Raw genomic sequence first — 23,254 nt, forward strand, 5'->3', positions numbered from 1 at the left:
GTTCGCTCGATAGACGCAGTGGTCAATGGCAAGCTGCGGCTGTAACTAAGTGGTTACCTAGAGTGATGCGCCCCTAGTGGTGTTAAAAATCAAAGCAAGGGTTAAGCCATTTTTTTGATTACTGCTCAATGGTGTGATTCATTGCCCGAGAAGGGTGGCTGCAATCGGCCGAGCCAACCACTTTTGCAGGCACTCCCGCCACGGTCGTACGCGCGGGCACGGAGTGCAGTACGACGCTACCGGCACCCACTTTAGCGCAATGGCCAATTTCAATGTTGCCGAGAATTTTAGCACCTGCACTGATAAGTACACCGCTGCGTACTTTGGGGTGTCGGTCGCCGGTTTCTTTGCCGGTGCCGCCGAGGGTAACCGCTTGCATAATGGAGACGTCATCTTCCACCACAGCGGTTTCTCCAATCACAATGCCGGTGCCGTGATCGAGCATAATGCCGCGGCCAATTTGTGCGGCCGGGTGGATATCCACCGAAAACACCATAGAAATACGGTTTTGCAAAAACAGCGCCATTGCGTGACGATTGTTTTTCCAGAGCCAATGCGCAACACGGTAGGCCTGTAGGGCGTGGAAACCTTTAAAAAATAAAAACGGGGTGGTCAGAGAACAGCTGGCCGAGTCGCGCTCATTGATGGCTTGAATATCCGCGCGTACCGCGGCACCAATGTCACTGTCTTGAGCTAGAGCATGGTCTATAACTTCGCGTACCGATATGGCGGGCAGGGCTTGGCTTTCTAACTTGTTTGCCAAGTGAAAACTGAGGGCATCTTCCAGCGAGTGATGATTGAGTATGGTGGCGTATAAAAAGCTTGCCAGCATAGGCTCTTGCGAGGCCTGTTCAAAAGCGCGCTCGCGAATCTCATCCCACACAGGGTCTGCGCTGGCGGCAGCCGTCTCGGTTGTCATGCTAACTCCTAAGGCCTGTATACATTAATCGATGGTCTGCCATTATTGGGGGTGGGCGGCGAAATATCCAGCCCTAGGCTTGGTGTTCAATAAACACTTAAGGCTGGTTCGTCTAGGGCAGCCAGTTGCTCGCGTAACTCCAGTATATGCTCGGCCCAGTAGCGCTCAGTGTTAAACCAGGGAAAACTGTGGGGGAAGGCTGGGTCGTGCCAGCGTCTGGCCAGCCAACCGGCGTAGTGCATAAGGCGCAGTGTGCGCAAAGCTTCAATAAGCAATAATTCGGCACTGTCGAAGTCACAAAACTCTTGATAGCCCTCCAAGATTTCCGCCAGCTGAGCGGTTTGTTGGGGTCGGTCGCCTGACAGTAGCATCCATAAATCCTGTATCGCCGGCCCGTTACGCGCATCGTCGAAGTCGACAAAATGAGCGGTATCATCGCGCCAGAGTATATTGCCTGGGTGGCAGTCGCCATGCAGTCGGATTCGCTGGTAATTCACTTTGCCGAGTATTGAGCGGCAGCGCTCAATTAGATCGCGGCCTAGGGTTTCATACGCAGGTATAAGCGATTGAGGGATAAAATCATTACCCAGCAAAAAGTCATAGCTGGCTTGGGCAAAATTTTCGGTGTCCAGTTCCGGGCGCTCGGTAAACGGGCTGACCTGACCTAAGGCGTGAATGCGCCCCAGTGCTCGGCCGAGGCTGAGCAGATGATCGAAGTTGTCCAGTGTTGGGGCGTGCCCGCCTTGGCGCGGGTAGAGTGCGAAACGGAAACCGGCGTATTCATGCAGAGTTGATTCATTCAACTGGCTCGGGGGGACTACCGAGACGCCCAAATCGAATAGGGCTTGAGAGAAACGGTGTTCTTCCAAAATTTGCTCATTGCTCCAGCGTTCGGGGCGGTAGAACTTGGCAATCAGGGGAGCCTGCTCTTCAATACCCACTTGGTAAACCCTGTTTTCGTAGCTGTTGAGGGCAAATACACGGGCATCGCAGGTGTAGCCCAAATGCTCAACAGCATCCATCACTAGATCCGGCGTCAGTGTTTCGTAGGGGTGGCCCGTTTGGGTTTCGTCGCTCATAAGCCGCTCTGTTGGGTAAAACGACTATTGTACGTTGTCGTGGCCGCCCTGTGTCCAGCACCTAGTGGTTTACCGTGCGCTTGGTGTGCGCGCCAAGGCCCAAATATACACTTGGCTGGCCCCAGCGCGGCGCAGTTGCTTGCTCAATTGGCGCGCTGTGGTGGCGGTGGTGACAATGTCATCGACTAACGCGACCACTTGCCCTTGCAATGGTTTGCAGGCAAAACATTGTTTCAGATTTCGTGTGCGGTCTCGCTTTTTTAGGCCGTGTTGGGCAGGTGTGGCGCGCGTTTTATGGAGTATTTGGGTGTTGATGTGCATATTTAAGCCGCGAGCGGCGGCTGTGGCCAGGCGTTGTGATTGGTTATAGCCACGCTTAATGTGACTGCGCCAGTGAAGTGGGGTCGGTACGATAAGGTCGGGCTTGGGGGCGTGTCGGGCGATAAAGTGCGCGAACAACTCGGTCATTAGTTTTTCTGAGGCAAGGCAGCCACTGAATTTATAACGGCCAATCAGGTAATCCAGCGGGAACTGGTATTGAAAGGGAATAAAAGCGCGCTCAAAGGCCGGGGGCTTGGCTAGGCATTCGCCGCAAAAAGGCGTGTCGGCGGCCATTGGCAATGCACACTGCTGGCATTGGCGCTGACCAATTAAGAGCTCGCTTAGGGCGTTGTGGCAATCTGGGCACAACCGGTCATGGGCGGGCTGGTGGCACAATAGACAGTGGGGGTGAAATAGCATTAGTTAACCTCGAACTCCATTTCAGGTTGACAGCGCTCGCTGGCCCTCTATTATGGAGCCTTTAAAACAGTCTAATCCTAATCTGCGCTCTGCGCACTAACTGTGGACTTATTATGAACGCCCCTGTCAGTCATGCGCCTGTTGGCGCTGTGCGCCACGATTGGACGCGCAATGAAATATTGGCGCTGTTTGCGCTGCCATTTAACGACTTGTTGTTTCAGGCGCATACCGTTCATCGGGCGCACTTTAATCCTAATGAGGTGCAGGTCAGTACCTTGTGCTCCATTAAAACGGGCGCCTGCCCGGAGGATTGTGCTTACTGCCCGCAGAGTGCTCGCTACGACACCGGGCTTGAGCGCGAAAAACTGATGCAGGTCGAAAAAGTTGTAGAAGAGGCGCGTGCGGCCAAGGCCTCTGGAGCGACCCGCTTTTGTATGGGGGCCGCCTGGCGCTCGCCCAAGGGTAAAGATATGCCCTATGTCACCCAAATGGTGCAAGAGGTAAAGTCCCTTGGCCTGGAAACCTGTATGACCCTGGGTATGCTGGATCAGGATCAAGCCAAGTCGCTGGCCGACGCAGGGCTCGACTATTACAATCACAATTTGGATACCTCGCCGGAATACTACGGTGAAATTATCACCACTCGCACCTACCAAGATCGCTTGGACACACTGGCCAATGTGCGTTCGGCGGGCATGAAAGTCTGTTGCGGCGGCATCGTCGGTATGGGTGAAGAGGCGGGCGATCGCGCCGGTTTGCTGCAGCAGTTAGCCAATATGGCCGACCACCCCGAGTCTGTACCGATTAATATGCTGGTTAAAGTCGAGGGCACACCGCTCGATCAACTGGATGACCTTGATCCACTGGACTTTGTCCGCACTATTGCTGTGGCACGCATCATGATGCCAGAGTCCCATGTGCGCCTGTCGGCGGGCCGCGAAGAAATGAGCGATGAAATGCAGGCAATGACGTTTTTTGCCGGTGCCAATTCCATTTTTTACGGTGAAAAGCTATTGACCACGGCTAACCCCGAGTCCAATAAAGATATGCAGCTGTTTTCCCGCTTGGGTATTCAGCCTGAGCAGCGCCATGTGCATGACGATGACAGCGCCGTGGCCGCACAAATTTCCGATGCCCTCGAGGCGTCTCACAACGACCAGTTCTTCTACGACGCAGCCAAATAAAGGCGACTTGCGCCCTCACATGAACCCGTTTGAACAACATCTGGCGGCGGTGCTCGACGAGCGCCGCGCGCTCAGTCGCTATCGCGTACGCCCTCATATCGAGTCGCCGCAAGGTCCCGACTTGGTGGTGGACGGCAAGGTCTATACGGCCTTTTGCAGCAACGATTATCTGGGGCTAGCCAACCATCCCGATGTGGTATCAGCGATGGCTCAGAGTGTCGGCCAATGGGGTGTGGGCAGTGGAGCCTCGCACCTTGTGTGTGGGCACAGTGCCGAGCACCACGCACTGGAGCAAGAGCTGGCCGCCTTTTGTGGTCGCGAGCGCGCACTGGTGTTTTCCACCGGTTTTATGGCCAACTTGGGCGCCGTGACGGCCTTGGTGGGGCGCGGCGATCACATTCTGCAAGACAAGTTAAATCACGCATCGCTGCTCGATGCGGGCCTATTGAGCGGCGCTCGGTTTAGCCGTTTTTTGCACAGCGACCTAAACTCTTTGCGCGCCCGGTTGGCGAAAGCCGATACTGGCCGCACTTTGGTTGCGGTGGATGGAGTGTTCAGCATGGATGGCGATATAGCCCCTCTGCAAGAGCAAGCTGCGCTCGTGCGAGAGCATAACGCCTGGTTGATGGTGGATGATGCCCACGGCTTCGGTTGCCTGGGGCAAGGTGGCCGAGGCACCACGGAGTTGTTGGGGCTAGATGCCCAGGATGTGCCAGTGTTGATGGGGACCCTGGGTAAGGCGCTGGGCACTTTTGGGGCCTTTATTGCTGGCTCCGACACTCTGATTGAAGCTCTGATTCAGTTGGCGCGCCCTTATATTTATACAACGGCGCTGCCGCCTGCCGTGGCGGCCGCCAGCCGCCGCAGTTTGCAGTTGGTGACTGACGAACCTTGGCGCCGGCAGCGCTTGGCTGAGTTGATCGCTCAGTTTCGCGCCGGTGCGCAAGTGCTTGGCTTGCGCTTGATGCCCTCGGAAACGGCAATTCAGCCGATAATAGTGGGCGCTGATGCCGATGCTCTAGAGATGTCTTTTCAATTGCGTCAACGCGGCTTTTGGGTCAGCGCGATTAGGCCGCCCACTGTCGCCGAAGGCAGTGCGCGCTTGCGGGTCACCCTGACCGCGTCGCACACCCACCAGCATGTAGAGGGACTACTGCAAGCATTGGCCGATATTCTGTCCGACCCATCCAAGGCTTCGTCGTGATTGCGCCGCAAATTTATCCCGCTTATTCGACTGCTGGTGCTAGCCCCATTGTGCTTCTTCACGGCTGGGGTTTTTCTGCGGCCAGCATGGCGCCATTGATTGAGCCTTTGCGCCAAGTGAGAGATGTCTGGTGTGTCGACCTGCCGGGTTTTGGAGATCAGCCCAGCCTTGAGTCTTTCGATGTGGATTCGTTGATGGGGTTTCTGGCTGAGTGCTTGCCGGTCAAGGCCTGCCTGGTGGGGTGGTCTTTAGGTGGTGTATTAGCGCTGACTTATGCTGAGAGGTTCCCCGCGCGGGTTGATGCTGTGGTTAGTCTTGCGGTCAATGGCAAGTTTGTCGCTAGTGCCGACTGGCCTGAGGCCATGGAGCGCAAGGTTAATCGATTGTTCAGTCACGGCTTTGCTGCCGAGCCCACGGCGACGTTAAAACGTTTTTGTGGCTTGGTGGCGCAGGGTAGCTGGGATGAACGCGCACGCTTGCGCAGCCTGAGAGCGCTGATGCAACTGCCGGAGTCCGGGCAACTGCCTAGTTGGCGGGCCGGGTTGGAGCTATTGAGTAAAAGTGATTTGCGCTTGGTGTTGCACAACTTAAATCTGCCGTGTCTGCACATTTTAGCGGAGGGCGATGGTTTAGTGCCCGCTTCGGCGCAGCAGGACTTGGGCGGTTTAAATCGCCTGCATCGGGTGGAATGTGTGGCAGATGCAGGCCATGCCGTACACTGGGATCAGTCGGCTTATGTAGCGCAGCTGATCACAGCCTTTTTGCTGCCGGCGGGGGCTGGATCTCAGCCGAGTCAACTCGATAAGCGCTGGGTGGCGAAATCATTTTCACGCGCGGCCGCCAGCTATGATTCGGCGGCGCGGCTCCAGCGGCAAGTGGGTGAGCGCTTGCTTACACGCTTGGGTTCATCAGCCGGCCCGGTGATTGATTTGGGTTCAGGTACCGGTCACTTTCTGACTGAGCTCAGGCAGCTCAACCCTGGCGCCGAACTGCTGGCGCTGGATATTGCTGAGGGCATGTTGTCCCACTCGCGCCGCTGCCAGCGTCCTGCCGATGCCTGGCTGTGTGCCGATGCCGAGGCATTGCCCTTTGCCGCTGGCAGTATCGATACCTTTTTTTCCAGTCTAGCTATTCAGTGGTGTGAAGATCTACTGCAATTGTTTTCTGAGTTGTTACGCAGTTTGCACCCGGGTGGTCAACTTTGCCTATCAACGTTAACCGAGGGCACCTTGTTGGAGCTCACACGGGCTTGGCAGGCGGTCGATGGCTATGTGCACGTTAATCATTTTGTCACTGTTGATGTGCTGCGCGAGGCGTTGCTCGGGGCGGGTTTCGTCGATATCAATATTCAGCAAGAGCCGGTTGTGTTGCACTGCGCTAGTTTGCGCGAGCTGAGCACAGAGCTCAAATCACTCGGCGCGCACAACGTGAATACCGGCCGGCCCAAGGGGCTGACCGGGCGTATGCGTTTGGCGAAACTGGAGGCGGCCTATGAGCGCGAGCGCACAGTATCCGGGCTGCCAGTGACCTACCAAGTTTGCTATATACAGGCATATAAACCGCAATGAATCACTACTTTGTCACCGGCACCGATACCGATGTCGGCAAAACCCAAGTAGCTTCGGCGCTGCTGCATTTGGCGGTAAAACAAGGGCTGTCCACGGCGGCGTCGAAACCGGTAGCTGCCGGGTGCGACATGACGCAGGTGGGCCTGCGCAACGACGATGCGCAGACTTTGATGGCGCAGTCCACCCAGGCTTTACCGTATGAGACGGTAAATCCGGTGGCCTTGGCTCCACCCATTGCCCCGCACATAGCCGCCCAGCAAGCGGGCATTGAATTGAGCGTCGCGAGCTTACTGCCGCGAGTGCAGCAGGTGCTGGCGGGACAGGCAGATTTTGCAGTGGTTGAGGGTGCCGGTGGTTGGCGGGTACCGCTCAGTGAAACGCAAACGCTGGCTGACCTGGCGCAAGCGTTGCGCTTACCTGTGATTATGGTGGTGGGTATACGTTTGGGGTGCATCAGTCACGCCCTGTTAACTGCCGAGGCAATCGAGCGCGACGGGCTAACACTGGCCGGTTGGGTGGCCAATATCATCGACCCCGACAGCGCCTGCATCGCTGACAATATCGCCACCTTAAAGCGCCGATTATCGGCCCCGTGCCTGGGTGAGGTGCCTTTTTTACCCGAGCCTAATGCAGCGCTAATAGCGCACTATTTGTCGCTGCCAGAAGTGGCGAGTTAACCCCCCATTTTCTCTATTGGTCTTCTTGCCGCGTCCTGTTTTTATAATCACAAGTGCTTTAATGCTAGGTTTTTAATGCAAAGCAGTCTTACCTGAGTAATTATCAACCCCACTTTTGATTGTTTTTTGTACGCACTAGGGGCTAAAATAAAGAATAAGTGTCGCTAAGTTTTGAACAATTGCGATCTGTGGTTGGATAAAACCATTATTACATATGGTTTGAGAGGTGTTTATGGACGTTGGCTCCGTGGTAAATCAAAGCCTGATTGGCCTGCAAAGCTCGCAAACTGAGATTGCTAAATCTGCTCAGCAGGTGGCGCAGGTTGCGCAAGGCGATCAGACGCAAGGCGTGGTTGAGCCCTTGATCAACATTCAAGCCCAGCAACAAGTCTTTGATAGTAATGCGCGAGTGCTTGAGGCGGCTGACGAAGCCATCGGCACCCTGCTCGATACCAAAGCCTAAGGATTGTCGCTGTGATTAATTCGCTTCCCTCCAATTTTGCTAACGCGGTGACGCCCTATGCGCCACTGGGGCGGCAGGCCGTGAGTGAAGAGAGTACAGAATTAAAATCCACTAGCTTTAAGCCGCTGGAGGAAAGCGCCGCTTCGGCCCGTGGTGCCAACGAGCGCTCACCCGAGCAGCGCCCGGGTGAGGTGGAAGAGCGCGAGCGAACTCGTATCAGCGGTGAGTCTGCCGAAGGTGATGCTGAGCAAGAGGAGCGCGATACCGATGAGGGGGAGGCGCTTTCTCGCAGTGAGCGCCGCGAGCTAGAGCAGCAACAGGAAACAATTCGTGAGCTGGCTGCTCGCGATCGTGAAGTTCGCGCCCATGAGCGCGCCCACGCGGCTGTAGGTGGGCAGTACGCCGGTGCCCCTAGCTATCAGTACGAGCGAGGTCCCGATGGTGTCAGCTATGCGGTATCGGGTGAAGTTGGAATCGATGCCAGTGCTGTGCCGGGCGATCCCCAAGCGACGTTGGATAAAGCCGAACAAGTCCAGCGCGCCGCATTGGCTCCCGCTGAACCTTCTGCCCAAGATCGCCGTGTGGCAGCCCGGGCCTCTCAGTTGGCTGTAGAGGCACGCGCTGAGATTCAGGTGCAGCAGCGAGAAGAGCGTCGGGTTGAACAGGAGGCGGCGGCCGAGGCTCGTGAGCAGCAATCAGAGCAAAGCTCAGTGCAAGGTGCAGAGGAAGACACTAGTCAGGTGCGTGAAAGTCAGGCCGAGGAGCAACAGCGGCGCGAGGAGCGCGCTCGTGAATTTGCCGAGGCGAGTGCACGCAACATTGATATTAATCGCCGTTTAATCGAGATTGGTGTGATTGAGCCGCCGTCGAGTAGTGGCGCGTTGCTGAATCAGCGAGTTTAACGTCGCCCCAAAAGACTTATGCCCATCGGTAGGCTCCCAGGTTCCTGTGTAAAAGTTATCCTGTAGTCTTTATTCCCTTTAATTGTTCTTCATTTCTGTTACTTAGTGGATCGTGCTTCTGCGGGCGTGAGTTTCTGGTTCATTGCTGGTAATCTTTGAAATATAAATCGAACAACCCCTAAAGGTGAAACAGCAATGGCGAGTAAGTTATCGGCAGAAGATCAGGCGCGGGTGGATAGCGTATTGCATCGTGGTGTGAACAGCACTGAACGCAAGCCGTTTAAGGTCTGGACATTGTTTGCTTTTCTTTTGATGGTGTTAACGGTGATGAGTTTGTTTAGCTTCTATATAGCTTGGCGCCACGGGGTCGTTTGAGTCGGTTCAGTCGTTTAGTTACAAACAATTAAAATTAAACGGAATTTCCCCTTGACCGATAGCAGTCCCCTCCCTATAATGCGCGTCCTCGGTTAGGGCAAAGCCCGACACTGAGTTGCGAATGCGGGGTGGAGCAGCCTGGTAGCTCGTCGGGCTCATAACCCGAAGGTCGTTGGTTCGAATCCAGCCCCCGCTACCAAATTTAGATTTAATAGCCTTTGGTTGTTAAGTCGCTACTGTTAAAGTAGCAGTGCCACAGCAGGTGGCCTCCGGTGAGAAATTGCTGGATTCAATGGCGCAGGTCGTCTATCGTGATGACTTAGCCAAGCTCCACATCGTTGTGGATGCGACCTGAGGCCCCTGCATGGGGCTTTTTTGTATCTGAAAGATGGTGGAGTGCCACTACTGCAAGTTTCGAACTTGCAGTCATCAGTATTAAAGTGGGCCTCTAGGCCCATTTTTTGTTTGTAGCGTCTGTGTGCGAGAGCTGGCGCTGTCGGTAACCACGGGCATCACCCTGCTGGTTAAAGCTTCAGGATTTGAATTATGGCGTCGAAAGAACAGCAGTTGGTGGACTTATTTACACCGACCGTCACCGCTTTAGAGTGCGAGCTCTGGGGGGTTGAGTATATGACCGGCGGGCCGAAAAAAATCCTGCGGGTGTATATCGATGCTGAAAAAGGCGTCATGCTGGAGGATTGCGAAAAAGTCAGTCGTCAGCTAAGCGCCTTAATGGATGTAGAAGACCCAATTGCCGGAGAGTACACGCTTGAAGTGTCTTCGCCGGGTATGGATCGCCCGTTGTACACACTTGAACAATTTAAACAATTTGTGGGTAGTGTTGCTGCCGTCAAGTTACGCATCGCTTTTGAAGGTAGACGAAAATTTAAAGGTGTAATTAGCGCCGTTGAAGAGAATGACGTCGTGCTGGTAGTCGATAACGAAGAGTACCTACTGCCGATTGAATCTATCGATAAAGCAAATATTGTCCCCCAGTTCTGATCGAAAGCTCGATCTGCTGCAGGAGTTGAAGAGGCTGACTCATGAACAAAGAAATTTTGCTGGTCGCTGATGCCGTTTCTAACGAGAAAGGTGTCGACAAGGACGTGATCTTCGAGGCCATTGAAAGTGCCTTGGCGATGGCGACCAAAAAGCGATTTGACGAAGACTCCACTATCGATGTAAAAATCGATCGCACCACGGGTGATTATATTACTCATCGCAGTTGGGAAGTCGTGGCTGATGATGTGCTGGCCGAGCTGGGCACCCAGTGGACCACGCAAGAAGCGGCGGAAGTGGATGAGAGCTTGCAGATAGGTGACGTTTATCGCGAGCAAATCGAAAACGTTGAGTTTGGCCGTATTGCCGCCCAAACCGCCAAGCAAGTTATTGTGCAGAAAGTGCGTGAAGCTGAGCGCGCCCAGATGGTGGATGAATACCTCGACCGCGTTGGCGAGCTGGTTAACGGCACCGTTAAGAAAGTCACCCGCGACAGCATTATTGTCGATTTGGGCAACAACGCCGAAGCGTTATTGCCGCGTGATCAATTGGTTGGGCGTGAAATCTTTCGTATGGGTGACCGCGTGCGCGCTCTGCTGCAAGATGTTCGTTCCGAGTCTCGTGGTCCGCAACTGTTCTTGAGCCGCTCGTGCCCAGAAATGTTGGTTGAGTTGTTTAAGATTGAAGTGCCGGAAATTTCGGAAGGCATTATTGAAATGCGCGGCGCAGCCCGTGACCCTGGCTTACGTGCCAAGATTGCGGTGAACACCAATGATGGCCGTATCGACCCAGTCGGCGCTTGTGTTGGTATGCGCGGTTCGCGTGTACAGGCTGTTTCTAACGAGCTTGGCAATGAGCGAGTTGATATCGTCCTTTGGGATGATAACCCAGCGCAGTTTGTTATCAATGCCATGTCTCCGGCTGAAATTGAATCGATCGTGGTTGACGAAGAAGCCAACTCGATGGACTTGGCCGTCGGTGAAGACAATCTGGCGATGGCAATTGGTCGCGGCGGGCAGAATGTTCGCTTGGCTTGCGAGCTCACCGGGTGGGACATCAACGTGATGAGCACCGCAGAGTGGGAAGAAAAGCAAGAAGCCGAAACCGGCGGTTACATTCAGGTGTTTATTAATGCATTGGATGTGGATGATGATATTGCTCAAGTATTGGTAGAAGAAGGTTTTACCAGTATCGAAGAGGTCGCTTATGTACCTCTGGAAGAAATTGCTTCCATTGAAGGGTTTGATGAAGACGTTGCCGATGAGCTGCGTGCACGAGCCAAAGATGCTCTGCTGACACAAGCCCTGGCATCAGAAGAGCAGCTCGAAGGTGCAGCTCCTGCAGATGATCTGGTGGCGATGGAAGGCATGGACCGCGAATTGGCGGTGAAGATGGCAAGCCGTGGCATTGTGACCATGGAAGACTTGGCAGAGCAATCCATCGATGAATTACTCGATATTGACGGTGTTGATGAAGAGCGCGCGGCGGCATTGATTATGAAAGCCCGCGAGCCCTGGTTTGCCTAAATCCACACGTTAACGACGTGTAGACGTGTGAGCTAGAAGGCAAAATTTACAACTGAGGAAATAGAATGGCAGAAGTAAAAGTAAGCGAACTCGCCAAGTCAGTGGGAACTCCCGTTGAGCGACTGCTTAAACAAATGCAGGAGGCAGGGCTCAATCATACCGCTGAAGATCAGATTGTTTCTGATGATGAGAAGCAACAATTACTCGCCTATTTGAAAAACAGCCACGGCGAGTCGGCCAGTGAGCCTCGCAAGATTACGCTGAAGCGTAAAACCACAACCACCTTGAAGGCGGGCAGTGGCAGCGGTCGCAAAACGGTCAATGTTGAAGTGCGTAAAAAACGCACTTACGTTAAGCGCAAGCCGACTGACGACGCACCTGAAGTAGATGAAAATCTACTGAGCGAAGACGATGCTCAAGAGCAAGAGATTGCGGAAGTTGAGCCCGTTGTTGTGGCAGAAGAAGTTGAGCCTACTCCAGAGCCTGAGATTGAAGCTCAGCCGGAGCCTGAAGTTGAGCCGGAGCCTGAGGTTGAGCCCGTTGCACAAGAAAGCTCGGAGGAGGCGGAGAAACCTGTCCCTGCAGAGCCGGTGCGCAGTTCATTTGTGGACGATGTTGAAGAGAAGCGTCGCGCCGCACAAGAGCGTCGCCAAGCCGAAGAAGCCGCTCGCGAGCAAGAATTGAAAAAAGCGCGAGAAGAGCAAGCCGCTGCTGCGGAAGCGTCGAAAAAATCTAAGCAAGAAGCTGCTAAGCCAAAGCCTGCCGCAAAGCCTGTGGCAGAAGCGCCGGCGCCTAATAAGCCCGACACCAAGCACGGTCGCAAGAAAGACAAAGGCCGTGGCAATTTTGACGAAGATGAGTCGCCGCGCACTAAGCGCTCTAAAGGCAGCAAGAAAGGTATGGGCCCGAAAAAGTCATCCAAAGCAGATTTGTATGAGCTGGCTGATGACGATATGGATCAGGCGTTTATGCAACGCCGTCGGGCCGCCCGGGCTGCGCACAAAGCCTCTAACCAGCACGGCTTTAAAAAGCCAACGCAAAAAAGAGTGCACGAAGTAGAAGTGCCAGAAACCATTACCGTGTCAGACTTGGCTCAGCGCATGAGCATCAAAGGCGGTGAGGTTGTCAAGCAACTGATGAAGCTGGGCGTTATGGCCACGATTAATCAGCCGCTCGACCAAGAAACCGCGCAACTTGTGGTTGAAGAGCTAGGACATAGTGCACGCCTGGTCAGTGAAAACGATATTGAAACCAACCTGGAGCAGCATGTTCAGCTTGAGGGTGAAGAGCAGCCGCGCGCGCCAGTCGTCACCGTTATGGGTCACGTGGACCACGGTAAAACGTCACTGCTGGATTATATTCGCAAAGCGAAAGTTGCCTCGGGCGAAGCCGGTGGTATTACTCAGCACATTGGTGCTTATCGTGTGCCTACCAGTCACGGTGAGGTTGCGTTCCTAGATACCCCGGGCCACGCCGCGTTTACCGCCATGCGTGCTCGTGGTGCTCAGTGTACGGATGTGGTTATTTTGGTGGTGGCAGCCGATGACGGTGTTATGCCACAAACCGAAGAGGCGATTACCCACGCTCGCGCCGCTGGCGTGCCACTGGTGGTTGCCATCAACAAGTGTGACAAAGAGACAGCCGACCCAGACCGCGTGAAAAACGAGTTGGTCGCTAAAGAGGTGATCCCGGAAGATTGGGGTGGTGACACACAGTTTATTGAAGTGTCAGCACACACCGGCGTAGGGGTTGATGAACTGTTGGAAGCGGTATCACTGCAAGCTGAACTGCTTGAGTTGAAAGCCGTTGCCGATGCACCCGCTCAAGGTGTTGTGGTTGAATCGCGAGTTGATAAAGGCCGCGGTGTGGTTGCCACATTGCTGGTACAACAAGGTACTTTGAATCACGGCGATCTGGTACTGGCTGGTCAAAGTTATGGTCGCGTACGCGCGGCGATGAACGAAATGGGGCAGCAGGTTAAGCACGTAGGACCGTCGTCACCGGTAGAAATTTTGGGTTTGGATAACGCACCGAGTGCGGGTGACGAATTTGTGGTTCTGGAAGACGAGCGCAAAGCCCGAGAAGTAGCTGAGTTCCGCGCCGAGAAAGAACGCAAAGAGCGTATGCAGCGTCAGCAAGCCGCTAAGCTGGAAAATATGTTTGCCAATATGGATGGAGGCGAAACTAAAATTCTGTCGGTGGTTGTGAAGGCTGATGTACGCGGTTCCCTGGAAGCTATCTTGGCCTCTTTGGCTGATATTGGTAACGAAGAAGTTGAAGTTCAGGTGATCTCGTCGGGTGTGGGTGGTATTACCGACAACGACATTAACCTGGCGATGACGTCCAATGCCATTGTGATTGGTTTTAATGTGCGCGCATCGGGGGCAACACGCCGTCTGGCCGAGCAAGAAAGCATTGAAATTCGTTACTACAGTATTATTTACCAATTGTTGGACGATGTGAAAAGTGCATTGTCTGGCATGCTGGACCCAGAACGGGTGGAAGAGATTGTCGGTATTGCCGATGTGCGTGAAGTGTTTAGCTCACCTAAGTTTGGTCAAGTGGCTGGCTGTATGGTGACTGAGGGTACCGTGTATCGCAATAAGCCAATTCGCGTTCTGCGTGACAACGTGGTGATCTTTGAAGGTGAGCTCGAATCTTTGCGTCGCTTTAAAGATGATGTCGCCGATGTTCGCAACGGTATGGAGTGTGGTATCGGTGTGAAGAACTACGACGTTAAAGTTGGCGATCAAATCGAAGTGTTTGAAGTAAAAGAAGTCGCTCGCGAGCTGTAAAGCGCCGAGTGCTTTCGCAATGCCTCGGCGTATAATGCGTCGGGGCATTGTCGTCTCTAATTGACAGGAATTAAAATGGCCAGAGAATTTTTTCGATCAGATCGTGTCGGCGATGCCATTCAGCGGTATCTGGCGAATATGATTCAACAGGAAATTCGCGACCCCCGCGTTGGTATGGTTAATATCAACGGCGTTACGGTTTCCCGCGATATGGCCTACGCCAAAGTATTTTTTACTTTGGTCGGGGGCGATCAAGCCGAAGGGCTTGCCAGTGCCGATGTGTTGAATAAAGCTTCAGGCTTTTTGCGTTCACTATTGGCTAAAGAATTGAATATGCGCAGTGTGCCAAAACTGCAATTTAAGTATGACCATACCTCCGTGCGGGGGCAGGAACTGTCGTCCCTGATTGATAAAGCAGTGGCGGAAGATCGGGCCAAAGGAAGTGACGAGGACGAATAATGGCGCGCAAAAGAAAAGGCCGCGCCATTGATGGTGTGCTGTTGCTAGATAAGCCCTTGGGGGTTAGCTCCAATCACGCTTTGCAGCATGCAAAGCGTTTGTTTTTTGCCGCCAAGGCTGGGCATACCGGCAGTCTCGATCCGTTGGCGACAGGTGTATTGCCTATCTGTTTTGGCGAATCGACCAAGTTTTCGCAGTTTTTGCTCGATGCAGATAAGAACTATCGAGCTACTTTTGTTTTAGGTGAGAAAACCACCACTGGTGACGCCGAAGGAGAGGTGCTGGAAAGCGTTGATGCCTCAGCCTTAACAAAGCCAAAGGTGGCCAGTGCCATGACTCAATTTCTGGGTGAAATTGATCAGGTTCCCCCCATGTACTCGGCACTGAAAAAAGATGGTCAGCCACTGTATAAGTTGGCACGTAAGGGTGTTGAAGTGGAGCGTGAGGCTCGTCAGGTGGAAATTCTTGAGTACGACCTGTTAGCTTTTCGCCCTGGGGTTCGCGCCGAGGTGGATGTTGAAGTGCATTGCACCAAGGGAACCTATATCCGCTCTATGGCCGAAGACTTGGGTGAGGTTCTTGGTGTAGGTGGGCATGTCAGTGCCTTGCGCCGCACCTTCACCGGTGGTTTTGACGAGACTCAGTGCATTAGCCTGGAGTCGCTGAGCGAGGAGCGCGGTGAGGGCCGGGCCGAAACTCTGGACCACCACCTACTGCCTGTCGATGCACCAATCGATCATTTAGCTTCGGTTGAGTTGGGCGCCGACGGCAGTCACTTTTTCCGTATGGGTAATCCGGTTATGGACGCCAAGGTCTATCGCGCGGGCGAAGAAGGTGATATGGTGCGTGTCTTTTGTGAAAGTGGACAATTTTTAGGCGTTGCCACCATTGAAGAGGGGCGTGTGGCGCCCAAGCGGCTGGTTGCCAATCGCAACACCGCAAGTTAACCGAATTTGCCGCCAACGGCGGTAAACCCACCTGCGCAAGCGGGTGTACGCAGTCTGGCCTACCTGTAAATATGCACGGGTACGGCTGTAAATGTATGGCATATTGTAATGAGGAAATGATCATGGCACTAAGTGCACAAGAGAAAGCTGAAATTGTAAAAGAGTATCAACAAGCAGAAGGTGACACTGGTTCACCGGAAGTGCAAGTAGCCCTGTTGACCCACAACATCAACAAGCTGCAAAACCACTTTTCCGGCCACAAGCAGGATCACCACTCCCGTCGCGGTTTGATCCGCATGGTAAACCAGCGTCGTAAGCTGCTGGACTACCTGAAAGGGAAAGATACCAGCCGTTACGCGTCTTTGATTCAAAAACTGGGTCTACGCCGCTAGTTGCAAAAGTGCCCGCATTTGCGGGCACTTTTTTGTTGAATATCTGTATTTGAGCCCAAAAGCTGCGTAGAACAACGCAACATCAGGTAAGTAAAGGATAGAAGAGTGAATCCGATTATTAAGAAATTTCAATATGGTGACGCCACTGTAACACTGGAAACTGGCCGTATCGCGCGTCAGGCCACCGGTGCAGTGATGGTGACCATGGGTGAAACATCCGTTTTATGTACCGTGGTTGGCGCTAAAGAAGCCAAGCCGGATCAGGCATTTTTCCCGCTGTCTGTACATTATCAAGAAAAAGCCTACGCCGCCGGTAAGATTCCCGGTGGTTTCTTCAAGCGCGAAGGTCGTCCGTCAGAGAAAGAAACCCTAACCTCTCGTTTGATCGACCGCCCTATTCGTCCGCTGTTTCCCAATGGTTATATGAACGAAGTACAGGTTGTCTGTACCGTTATGTCGACCTGTAAAACAGTAGATCCGGACATTCCAGCTATGATTGGTACCTCGGCAGCTCTGGCTGTTTCGGGTATTCCGTTTAGCGGCCCGATTGGTGCGGCACGTGTTGGTTATACCCAAGATGGTGGCTACCTGCTGAATCCAAGCTACGAAGCTTTGAAGACTTCTGAGCTGGATATGGTTGTTGCCGGTACCTCAGATGCAGTATTGATGGTTGAGTCAGAAGCCAATGAGCTGCCCGAAGATATTATGTTGGGCGCCGTACTTTATGCTCACCAAGAAATGCAATCAGTCGTTCAAGCCTGCGCTGAATTGGCACGTGATGCCGGTAAGCCGCAGTGGGAATGGCAGCCAGAAGCTGTTAACGCTGAATTACAGGCATCACTTGAGCGTGAATTTGCCGACTCCATTGGTGTGGCTTACCGCATCACCGACAAAGCGAAGCGCTACGATCGCCTGTCTGAGTTGCGCAGCCAAGCCATTGCGGAGCTTGCCAAAGACGGCAGTGACGTAAATGATGACGACGTGAAAAAAGCCTTTGGCAAACTGGAAAAATCCATTGTGCGTACTCGCATCGTCGACGGCGAGCCTCGCATCGATGGCCGCGATCAGAAAACTGTTCGCGCCATCGAAGTTGAAGTGGGTGTATTGAATAAAGCACACGGTTCGGCGCTTTTTACCCGTGGCGAAACTCAGGCATTGGTTGTATCAACCTTGGGTAATGCCCGCGATGCACAAATCATTGATGCCCTGGAAGGTGAGCGTAAAGATCCTTTCATGCTGCACTACAACTTCCCTCCTTATTCAGTGGGTGAATGTGGTCGTATGGGTGCTACCGGTCGTCGCGAAGTGGGTCACGGTCGTTTGGCCCGTCGCGGTATTGCTGCGGTATTGCCAGATCAAGAGGCTTTCCCTTACACCATGCGTGTGGTGAGTGAAATCACTGAATCTAACGGCTCGAGCTCAATGGCTTCCGTTTGTGGTTCGTCGCTGGCACTGATGGATGCTGGTGTACCTTTGAAAGCCCCTGTTGCCGGTATTGCCATGGGCTTGGTAAAAGAAGGTGAAAAGTTTGCTGTTCTGACCGATATCCTCGGTGATGAAGATCATCTGGGTGATATGGACTTTAAAGTGGCAGGTACCTCTTCGGGTATTACGGCGCTGCAAATGGACATCAAGATCGAAGGTATTACCGAGCAAATCATGGAAATTGCTCTGGAGCAGGCACTGCATGCACGTCTGCATATCCTGGGCGAAATGAACAAAGTGATTGCCGTGTCGCGTGAAAGCGTTAGCGACAACGCCCCACGTTTTGAAACCATCAAAGTTCATCCAGACAAGATTCGCGACATTATCGGTAAAGGTGGCGCTACCATTCGCGCTATTACCGAAGAGACTGGCGCGTCTATTGATATCGATGACGATGGTACCGTTAAGATTTACGCCAGTGAAGGCGATGCCTTGCGCGCTGCGGTTAACCGTGTCGAAGGTATTACTGCTGAGGCTGAAATCGGTGCAATTTACGAAGGTACTGTAGTGCGAATTGTCGACTTCGGTGCGTTTGTGAACTTCTTGCCGGGTAAAGATGGTTTGGTTCATATCTCGCAAATCGCTGAAGAGCGTGTTGCCAGCGTTGGCGATTACCTGAAGGAAGGCGAAGTGGTTCGCGTTAAGTGTCTTGACGTTGACCAGCGCGGTCGTATTAAGCTGTCGATCAAAGAAGCAAAAGCGGAAGAGGGCGGTGCTGATGCACCCGCTGCAGAAGCTCCGGCTCAAGAAAGCAGTGAAGAGTCTTAATCTCGGTTAGTTGTGAATTAGCCTTCGAGTTAAGCAAAAAGGCCCGGCAGTGACTGCCGGGCCTTTTTTATTACCTGTTGTTTGAGCTGATTATTTCCAGTTAAAAAACAGATTAAACCAGCGTAAGAAAGGCCCGGTAAATTTTATCGGCGCGTCTAGTACAGTGAGGCAAATACAGTCTTCATTTTGCAGCGCGGTGGGCGTGTGCTTATGACTGGCGTCGCGTGCAATAAAATCTCCTGCGTGATACACCCCTAGCTCATCAGAAAAACCGCCATTGAGTATTACGGTCAACTCTTGACCTTTATGGGTGTGCTCAGGCACTCGGGCGCCGGCTTTAATTTTTTGCAGTGCCACGCGATAACCGCTCGCGCCTAAAGCTGAGCTGAGGTCGTATTCGGCAATTTCTTTCGTTTGTTGACGCCAGTTGATATCAGTAAGACGCTCGGGTAAAAATTGGGCCAAAGGGTGTTGTCTCGATCCCTCCATTTTGGTGGGTTCGGCGGTGTTAGTGAGGTTTTCGTCAAGGTCCGCCATAAACTGATCAAAGTCTTGAACGCTGATGTTTTGCGGCGTTGACTGCTCTAGTACCACCCCGCCTAGCGTATTGAGTTGTGCCGCTCGGCTGCGGCAGCTTTCGCATAAAAACAAATGCACGGCGATAGCCAGAGATTGTGCCATTGGCAGAGTTCCGGCGGTGTAGTCGAGCATTGTGATGTCATCTGGGTGGTGGTTGCTCATAATTCTTTAGCCTCCAGCATCACTTTCAGTTTTTTCATAGATAAACGCAATCGCCCTTTGAGTGTTCCCAGTGGGACGTTAAGTTCTTGTGCAACTTCCTGGTGAGTTTTCCCTTCGTAATAAACTTTGCGTACCGCAATTAACTGCTCTTCAGGAAGCTGCTTAATGCTTTGTCGAAGATGCTTTTCCGCAGCCAAAGCTTGTATTGACTGAACGGTGGTGTCAGTTTCTGTGGGTATCTGCCACAGCTCTTCAGTTTCAACATTGATTTCAGCTTTCAGTCGCCCCAGCTTGCGCAGTATGTCGATACGTTGATTACGGGTAATGGTAAATATCCAGGTGGAGGGTGCCGCCAGTGATTCCACATATTTATCGGCGCTGCGCCAGACACTGGTCATCACCTCTTGCACCAACTCATCCGCGTGTTGGCCAATACCCTGATTGATGGCGTAGGCCTTAATACGCGGAGCGAAGTGTTGGTATATGTCTCGGAATGCTGAGCGGTCACGGTCTTTCGCTACTTTGTGCAGTAATGCGGTCCATTTTTGGGCATCTTCCGACCCTTTAGTCTTCTGGACTGTTTCCATCGATGTGACCTTTGCCGAAGAAATCATATGGGCCACCTGCAATGCCTCGTTTTAGTGAATCTTACCCACTTATACGGAACAGTTGCGGCCTTAGATCACTAGCTTAGCACGTGAGACCGAGGCCTTCCTCCGAATTGTGTTGGGTCGGCTCGTGCCCTGGTATCAGCTTATTAAAATTATACGACTGGTTGCGAAATACAAGCTCGCATAGGACCTGAATATCATTGCAACTACCCAAATGCTGTTAGCTATACCCCCAATCTTGGGGGTTATAGCTGCGAGCTGGGCGCATTATTATGGTTCCTAGATCAGGTATTTAATACGCTTTATCCTGGCGCCTCTATATATGTAAGACGGATAGTGCGCGAAGGAAGCTTTACGCGGTTAGAGATTTAAAAGTGTTTAACTGAATATAAATAAGTTTAGTTATTGGCGAATTGTTATAAAAGGCTTAACAATGAAAGGGGTTGGGAAATGAAAATTTATAATCTTTTATGGATTTTGGTTGGGGGAGCATCTTTAATAACCGGGTGCGGAGGAAGCTCCTCTAGTGATGATACGATCGCAAGTTCAAGCAGTGTTGTATCCAGCGTGAGTAGCGCAGCGTCAGAATCGAGCAGCTCGTCTTCAAGTGTCAGTAGTTCTGAGTCAACCCTAACGGGTGTGTTTCTGGATAGCCCAGTTGCCAATATTGGCTATCAGACTGACACTTTGGACGGCACTACAAATGATGATGGCGAGTTTCAGTATATAGAAGGTGAAACGATTACTTTTTATATCGGAGACTTGGAGTTTCCAGGTGTCACAGCCTCATCAACAATAACGCCACTGGACCTGGCTGGCACAACTGACTCTTCTAGCCCCGCTGTTGTGAATATCATTCGTTTGCTTCAATCACTGGACAAAGACGGAAATCCTGATAACGGCATTGAAATTGACGATGCGGCAAATACGGTATCTGTCCCCGTCGACTTTTCAGTTCCGGTGAATGAGTTTGCAGCTAACTCGGCTGTTGTGAATTTGGTGGCGAATTCGGGATCGATAAGGACAACCTTAGTGTCGCAAAGCGTTGCCATATCTCACTTCGAACAAACATTGGTGTCTGAGGGGGTAAACTTTACTCACAACTCCAGTGTTGTTGGTGTATGGAGAAATACTCAGACAGATAATGATCTTCTGGCATTCGTATTTTTTGCTGATGGGACCTACGCTCATGTAGAGATTGATGAACAAGCGCCTTTCGAATTCACGGATGAAGACTCGGGAATGGAGTGGGGAACTTACGCCCTCAATACGGAAACAGGTCTTGTCGATGTATCGCAAGTATTTGATAACAATGGAGATTCTGGGTTGACCAGCTTCTCCGGTGGTGATAAAGACCTCTTTATCCATGTCTCGGGTGATGTACTTACATTGGATTATGATGAGAATGGAAACGGCTCGATCGGTGTAGGTGAGACGCTGCTGTTTTCTCGTCAGCAACCCGAAGGATTGGTTGGGCCGTGGGTGAATACCACATCAAAAGATGATTTCTTAGCTTTTATCTTTTTTGATGATGATACCTATGTACACTTAGAGGTGGATGAAGTAGCCCCTTTCGATGTTGAAGGTGAGGTGTCTGGCATGGAGTGGGGGAGCTACAGTCTAAACAGCGATACCGGCGCTCTTACCATCGATATCATTAACAACTTTAACGATGATACGGGGCTGAGTGACCAGGATTATGACGAAGTGGATCACTATGTAAGTATCAATGGCGATGTTTTAGAGCTTCACGCCGATTACAATAAAAACGGTATTATAGACGAGGATGAAGATATATATTTCCAGCGTCCGTAGCTGTTAAAAATAATCGCGTTTTATGTATGAATGAACATGCCACAAATCCCCATTATTCCGATAGATAGATCGGAATAGTGGGATTGTTCTTGCGGCGATAAGTGATTGAAAGGTTTTAAGATCCCGGCAGCGCAGAGAGTAGATTGATTAGTTGCATTTGGTTCGTTACACCGGTTTTTTCAAAAATTGATCTTAGTTGTTCACGTACGGTGTAGACCGATTTGTTTTCCTGTCGGGCGATTTCCTTAGCCGACTGCAGCTGAGAAAACCTTTGACATACGGTGGCTTCAGCTTTTGTTAAATTAAACATCTTGCTGAGCGTCTCCTCGGAAAGAGGGCTGATCAGGTCGGGTGCCAAAACATAAACCATGGCGCCACGAAACGTGGATTGCCCCTCGCGATCTTCCATAATGGAGTCGACACCGATAAAAACTTGGGTTTGGTTTTTTAAGCCAACGGGAACTAAGTCAGTGCTGTAAGTTAAATCCATCTCTTTGGTTTCAGATACTGACTGAGCAATCGCAAACTGTAAGGCCTTATTGGTTTGCTCCTGGTTCAGGCGAAAGTGTGTGCCGCCAGATAGTTTAAGTTCAGATTGTTGCTGTAGAAAATCTTCCATTTGCTGGTTTTGGGCCAGTAGCTCGCTAAATTCGTTGAGAATTGCCACGGGGATGCGCATTTTATTTAGAGCGGTACGAATATAAACGTTATCGTCATTGCTGCCGGATAACTCCAGACGCAGTTTCATAGCGTTTTCAATAAAAGGAGATAGGGCTTCGAAGCGTTTCATTTCTTCTGGTTGGTATTCACCGTGATCTTTGGATCGGTTGTGCACCAGGGCGCAGGTGTGCTCGGTGTCGCGAAATAAGGTTGCGCCAGATATATAATGGATATTATTTCTGTGAGCCCAGGTGTATGCCGGAGTCGATTCGACCAGTTCGCGGTTAGGCATAAGATTGCTTGCAATCCACTGGTGAGGAGGGGCAGTAAGGATTGCTAAGTGTGCCATATCGTGCTGCATGTAGTGTTCAAGGTAGGCCGCTAACTCCATTTCTGAAGGTTGGGCTCCGGCGCACTCTTGGAATATTGGCGTGCGCTGCGATGGAATGGCGATATAAATATGAGCGCTGTGCAAGTTAAAGTGCTTACAGAAAGCATCCAAAAATTGATGCCAGCCACGTTCGTGGCTGTTTGCTTGAACAAGTAAACCTAATAAAAAAGAATCTTGAGGTGCAACTTTGGGGACATAGTCCATTTGGGGGGGGGCTTGGGTCGTTTCCATTTTAATCTGTCAATCCTAATGGCCGAGTGTAGCGGGAATTATTGCTCATAATAGTTCTTAGTCAAGGGGCTGTTTGGCCTTGGTAATTCCTATTTGTTATATGGTGGAGTGTGTTAAAGGCAATTCGTTTAGGCAGATTAAACGGTAAGGGAGGTTTATTGTCGAATACTCTTCAAATTAAACATCGGTTAACTTCGTTTTGATGAACGCAGTGACTGCGCGAAAAGGGCCCGGGCAGCTTGGGCTTGTATTAATGCTACAAACGCGTTGACTCCAGCACTCCAGTAACATCTAGTGACGTCAGCGTAACAGTCGCTAAAAG

At 51.9% G+C, this 23,254-nt stretch carries 21 protein-coding genes and 1 tRNA gene; 16 read left to right on the forward strand and 6 right to left on the reverse strand.

Annotation, left to right across the window (positions count from 1 at the left end):
• Positions 1–118: 118 nt before the first annotated feature.
• From cysE to Q4563_RS13335, 3 genes are all read right to left on the reverse strand, one after another.
• Positions 119–919, reverse strand: coding sequence for a serine O-acetyltransferase (gene cysE, locus Q4563_RS13325; RefSeq protein WP_215975747.1), 801 nt, complete (start codon positions 917–919; stop codon positions 119–121).
• Between the two features lie 86 nt (positions 920–1,005).
• A complete protein-coding gene (locus Q4563_RS13330) occupies positions 1,006–1,998 on the reverse strand; it encodes a serine/threonine protein kinase (protein WP_303604816.1) in 993 nt (330 codons plus the stop codon).
• Between the two features lie 69 nt (positions 1,999–2,067).
• Positions 2,068–2,739: a ComF family protein gene (locus tag Q4563_RS13335; RefSeq protein WP_215975749.1), complete on the reverse strand. Its 672-nt coding sequence runs from the start codon at positions 2,737–2,739 to the stop codon at positions 2,068–2,070.
• Positions 2,740–2,852: 113 nt separating this feature from the next.
• Between Q4563_RS13335 and bioB the strand changes: the two genes are divergently transcribed.
• The 15 genes from bioB to pnp all read left to right on the forward strand — a co-directional run bounded on the left by bioB (position 2,853) and on the right by pnp (position 18,483).
• Positions 2,853–3,923: a biotin synthase BioB gene (gene bioB, locus Q4563_RS13340; protein WP_215975750.1), complete on the forward strand. Its 1,071-nt coding sequence runs from the start codon at positions 2,853–2,855 to the stop codon at positions 3,921–3,923.
• Positions 3,924–3,942: 19 nt separating this feature from the next.
• The gene (gene bioF, locus Q4563_RS13345; protein ID WP_215975751.1) at positions 3,943–5,127 is read left to right on the forward strand and encodes an 8-amino-7-oxononanoate synthase; all 1,185 of its coding nucleotides are present in this window, start codon (positions 3,943–3,945) and stop codon (positions 5,125–5,127) included.
• The gene (bioC, locus tag Q4563_RS13350; protein WP_303604817.1) at positions 5,124–6,695 is read left to right on the forward strand and encodes a malonyl-ACP O-methyltransferase BioC; all 1,572 of its coding nucleotides are present in this window, start codon (positions 5,124–5,126) and stop codon (positions 6,693–6,695) included. The genes bioF and bioC overlap by 4 nt, the downstream gene beginning before the upstream one ends.
• A complete protein-coding gene (bioD, locus tag Q4563_RS13355) occupies positions 6,692–7,372 on the forward strand; it encodes a dethiobiotin synthase (protein ID WP_303604818.1) in 681 nt (226 codons plus the stop codon). The genes bioC and bioD overlap by 4 nt, the downstream gene beginning before the upstream one ends.
• A gap of 232 nt (positions 7,373–7,604) precedes the next feature.
• Positions 7,605–7,835: a hypothetical protein gene (locus tag Q4563_RS13360; protein ID WP_215975754.1), complete on the forward strand. Its 231-nt coding sequence runs from the start codon at positions 7,605–7,607 to the stop codon at positions 7,833–7,835.
• Positions 7,836–7,846: 11 nt separating this feature from the next.
• The gene (locus tag Q4563_RS13365) at positions 7,847–8,737 is read left to right on the forward strand and encodes a putative metalloprotease CJM1_0395 family protein (protein WP_303604819.1); all 891 of its coding nucleotides are present in this window, start codon (positions 7,847–7,849) and stop codon (positions 8,735–8,737) included.
• A gap of 195 nt (positions 8,738–8,932) precedes the next feature.
• Positions 8,933–9,112, forward strand: a complete 180-nt coding sequence (locus tag Q4563_RS13370) for a DUF3094 family protein (protein WP_215975756.1) — start codon at positions 8,933–8,935, stop codon at positions 9,110–9,112.
• Positions 9,113–9,234: 122 nt separating this feature from the next.
• A tRNA-Met gene (locus tag Q4563_RS13375) sits at positions 9,235–9,311 on the forward strand.
• 347 nt (positions 9,312–9,658) lie between these two features.
• Positions 9,659–10,114, forward strand: coding sequence for a ribosome maturation factor RimP (gene rimP / locus Q4563_RS13380; RefSeq protein WP_215975757.1), 456 nt, complete (start codon positions 9,659–9,661; stop codon positions 10,112–10,114).
• A 41-nt stretch (positions 10,115–10,155) separates the two neighbouring features.
• Positions 10,156–11,637 (forward strand): transcription termination factor NusA, encoded by a 1,482-nt coding sequence (nusA, locus tag Q4563_RS13385; protein ID WP_215975758.1) that lies wholly within the window; start codon positions 10,156–10,158, stop codon positions 11,635–11,637.
• 65 nt (positions 11,638–11,702) lie between these two features.
• Positions 11,703–14,432, forward strand: coding sequence for a translation initiation factor IF-2 (infB, locus tag Q4563_RS13390; protein ID WP_303604820.1), 2,730 nt, complete (start codon positions 11,703–11,705; stop codon positions 14,430–14,432).
• Between the two features lie 75 nt (positions 14,433–14,507).
• Positions 14,508–14,891 (forward strand): 30S ribosome-binding factor RbfA, encoded by a 384-nt coding sequence (gene rbfA, locus Q4563_RS13395; RefSeq protein ID WP_215975760.1) that lies wholly within the window; start codon positions 14,508–14,510, stop codon positions 14,889–14,891.
• Complete coding sequence (gene truB / locus Q4563_RS13400; protein WP_215975761.1) at positions 14,891–15,838, forward strand: tRNA pseudouridine(55) synthase TruB; 948 nt, start codon at positions 14,891–14,893, stop codon at positions 15,836–15,838. The genes rbfA and truB overlap by 1 nt, the downstream gene beginning before the upstream one ends.
• Positions 15,839–15,960: 122 nt before the next feature.
• Positions 15,961–16,230 (forward strand): 30S ribosomal protein S15, encoded by a 270-nt coding sequence (rpsO, locus tag Q4563_RS13405; RefSeq protein ID WP_215975762.1) that lies wholly within the window; start codon positions 15,961–15,963, stop codon positions 16,228–16,230.
• A gap of 105 nt (positions 16,231–16,335) precedes the next feature.
• Complete coding sequence (gene pnp, locus Q4563_RS13410; RefSeq protein WP_215975763.1) at positions 16,336–18,483, forward strand: polyribonucleotide nucleotidyltransferase; 2,148 nt, start codon at positions 16,336–16,338, stop codon at positions 18,481–18,483.
• Between the two features lie 90 nt (positions 18,484–18,573).
• On the opposite strand, the gene Q4563_RS13415 is transcribed toward pnp, so the two are convergent.
• Positions 18,574–19,224: a ChrR family anti-sigma-E factor gene (locus Q4563_RS13415; protein ID WP_303604821.1), complete on the reverse strand. Its 651-nt coding sequence runs from the start codon at positions 19,222–19,224 to the stop codon at positions 18,574–18,576.
• Positions 19,221–19,838: a sigma-70 family RNA polymerase sigma factor gene (locus tag Q4563_RS13420; RefSeq protein ID WP_303604822.1), complete on the reverse strand. Its 618-nt coding sequence runs from the start codon at positions 19,836–19,838 to the stop codon at positions 19,221–19,223. Before Q4563_RS13420 ends, Q4563_RS13415 begins: the two co-directional genes overlap by 4 nt.
• A 447-nt stretch (positions 19,839–20,285) precedes the next feature.
• On the opposite strand from Q4563_RS13420, the gene Q4563_RS13425 reads away from it, so the two are divergent.
• Positions 20,286–21,650 (forward strand): hypothetical protein, encoded by a 1,365-nt coding sequence (locus Q4563_RS13425; protein WP_303604823.1) that lies wholly within the window; start codon positions 20,286–20,288, stop codon positions 21,648–21,650.
• A 115-nt stretch (positions 21,651–21,765) separates the two neighbouring features.
• Here Q4563_RS13425 and Q4563_RS13430 read toward each other — a convergent pair whose 3' ends face one another.
• Positions 21,766–22,932 (reverse strand): helix-turn-helix transcriptional regulator, encoded by a 1,167-nt coding sequence (locus Q4563_RS13430; RefSeq protein ID WP_303604824.1) that lies wholly within the window; start codon positions 22,930–22,932, stop codon positions 21,766–21,768.
• Positions 22,933–23,254 lie beyond the last annotated feature (322 nt).

This window comes from Gilvimarinus sp. 1_MG-2023 (genome assembly GCF_030548285.1).

Excerpts from the sequence above, each read along its gene's own strand:
- cysE (WP_215975747.1), bottom strand. The coding sequence starts at position 919 with ATGACAACCGAGACGGCTGCCGCCAGCGCAGACCCTGTGTGGGATGAG.
- Q4563_RS13330 (WP_303604816.1), bottom strand. The coding sequence starts at position 1,998 with ATGAGCGACGAAACCCAAACGGGCCACCCCTACGAAACACTGACGCCG.
- Q4563_RS13335 (WP_215975749.1), bottom strand. The coding sequence starts at position 2,739 with ATGCTATTTCACCCCCACTGTCTATTGTGCCACCAGCCCGCCCATGAC.
- bioB (WP_215975750.1), top strand. The coding sequence starts at position 2,853 with ATGAACGCCCCTGTCAGTCATGCGCCTGTTGGCGCTGTGCGCCACGAT.
- bioF (WP_215975751.1), top strand. The coding sequence starts at position 3,943 with ATGAACCCGTTTGAACAACATCTGGCGGCGGTGCTCGACGAGCGCCGC.
- bioD (WP_303604818.1), top strand. The coding sequence starts at position 6,692 with ATGAATCACTACTTTGTCACCGGCACCGATACCGATGTCGGCAAAACC.
- Q4563_RS13360 (WP_215975754.1), top strand. The coding sequence starts at position 7,605 with ATGGACGTTGGCTCCGTGGTAAATCAAAGCCTGATTGGCCTGCAAAGC.
- Q4563_RS13370 (WP_215975756.1), top strand. The coding sequence starts at position 8,933 with ATGGCGAGTAAGTTATCGGCAGAAGATCAGGCGCGGGTGGATAGCGTA.
- rimP (WP_215975757.1), top strand. The coding sequence starts at position 9,659 with ATGGCGTCGAAAGAACAGCAGTTGGTGGACTTATTTACACCGACCGTC.
- nusA (WP_215975758.1), top strand. The coding sequence starts at position 10,156 with ATGAACAAAGAAATTTTGCTGGTCGCTGATGCCGTTTCTAACGAGAAA.
- infB (WP_303604820.1), top strand. The coding sequence starts at position 11,703 with ATGGCAGAAGTAAAAGTAAGCGAACTCGCCAAGTCAGTGGGAACTCCC.
- rbfA (WP_215975760.1), top strand. The coding sequence starts at position 14,508 with ATGGCCAGAGAATTTTTTCGATCAGATCGTGTCGGCGATGCCATTCAG.
- truB (WP_215975761.1), top strand. The coding sequence starts at position 14,891 with ATGGCGCGCAAAAGAAAAGGCCGCGCCATTGATGGTGTGCTGTTGCTA.
- rpsO (WP_215975762.1), top strand. The coding sequence starts at position 15,961 with ATGGCACTAAGTGCACAAGAGAAAGCTGAAATTGTAAAAGAGTATCAA.
- Q4563_RS13415 (WP_303604821.1), bottom strand. The coding sequence starts at position 19,224 with ATGAGCAACCACCACCCAGATGACATCACAATGCTCGACTACACCGCC.
- Q4563_RS13420 (WP_303604822.1), bottom strand. The coding sequence starts at position 19,838 with ATGATTTCTTCGGCAAAGGTCACATCGATGGAAACAGTCCAGAAGACT.
- Q4563_RS13425 (WP_303604823.1), top strand. The coding sequence starts at position 20,286 with ATGAAAATTTATAATCTTTTATGGATTTTGGTTGGGGGAGCATCTTTA.
- Q4563_RS13430 (WP_303604824.1), bottom strand. The coding sequence starts at position 22,932 with ATGGAAACGACCCAAGCCCCCCCCCAAATGGACTATGTCCCCAAAGTT.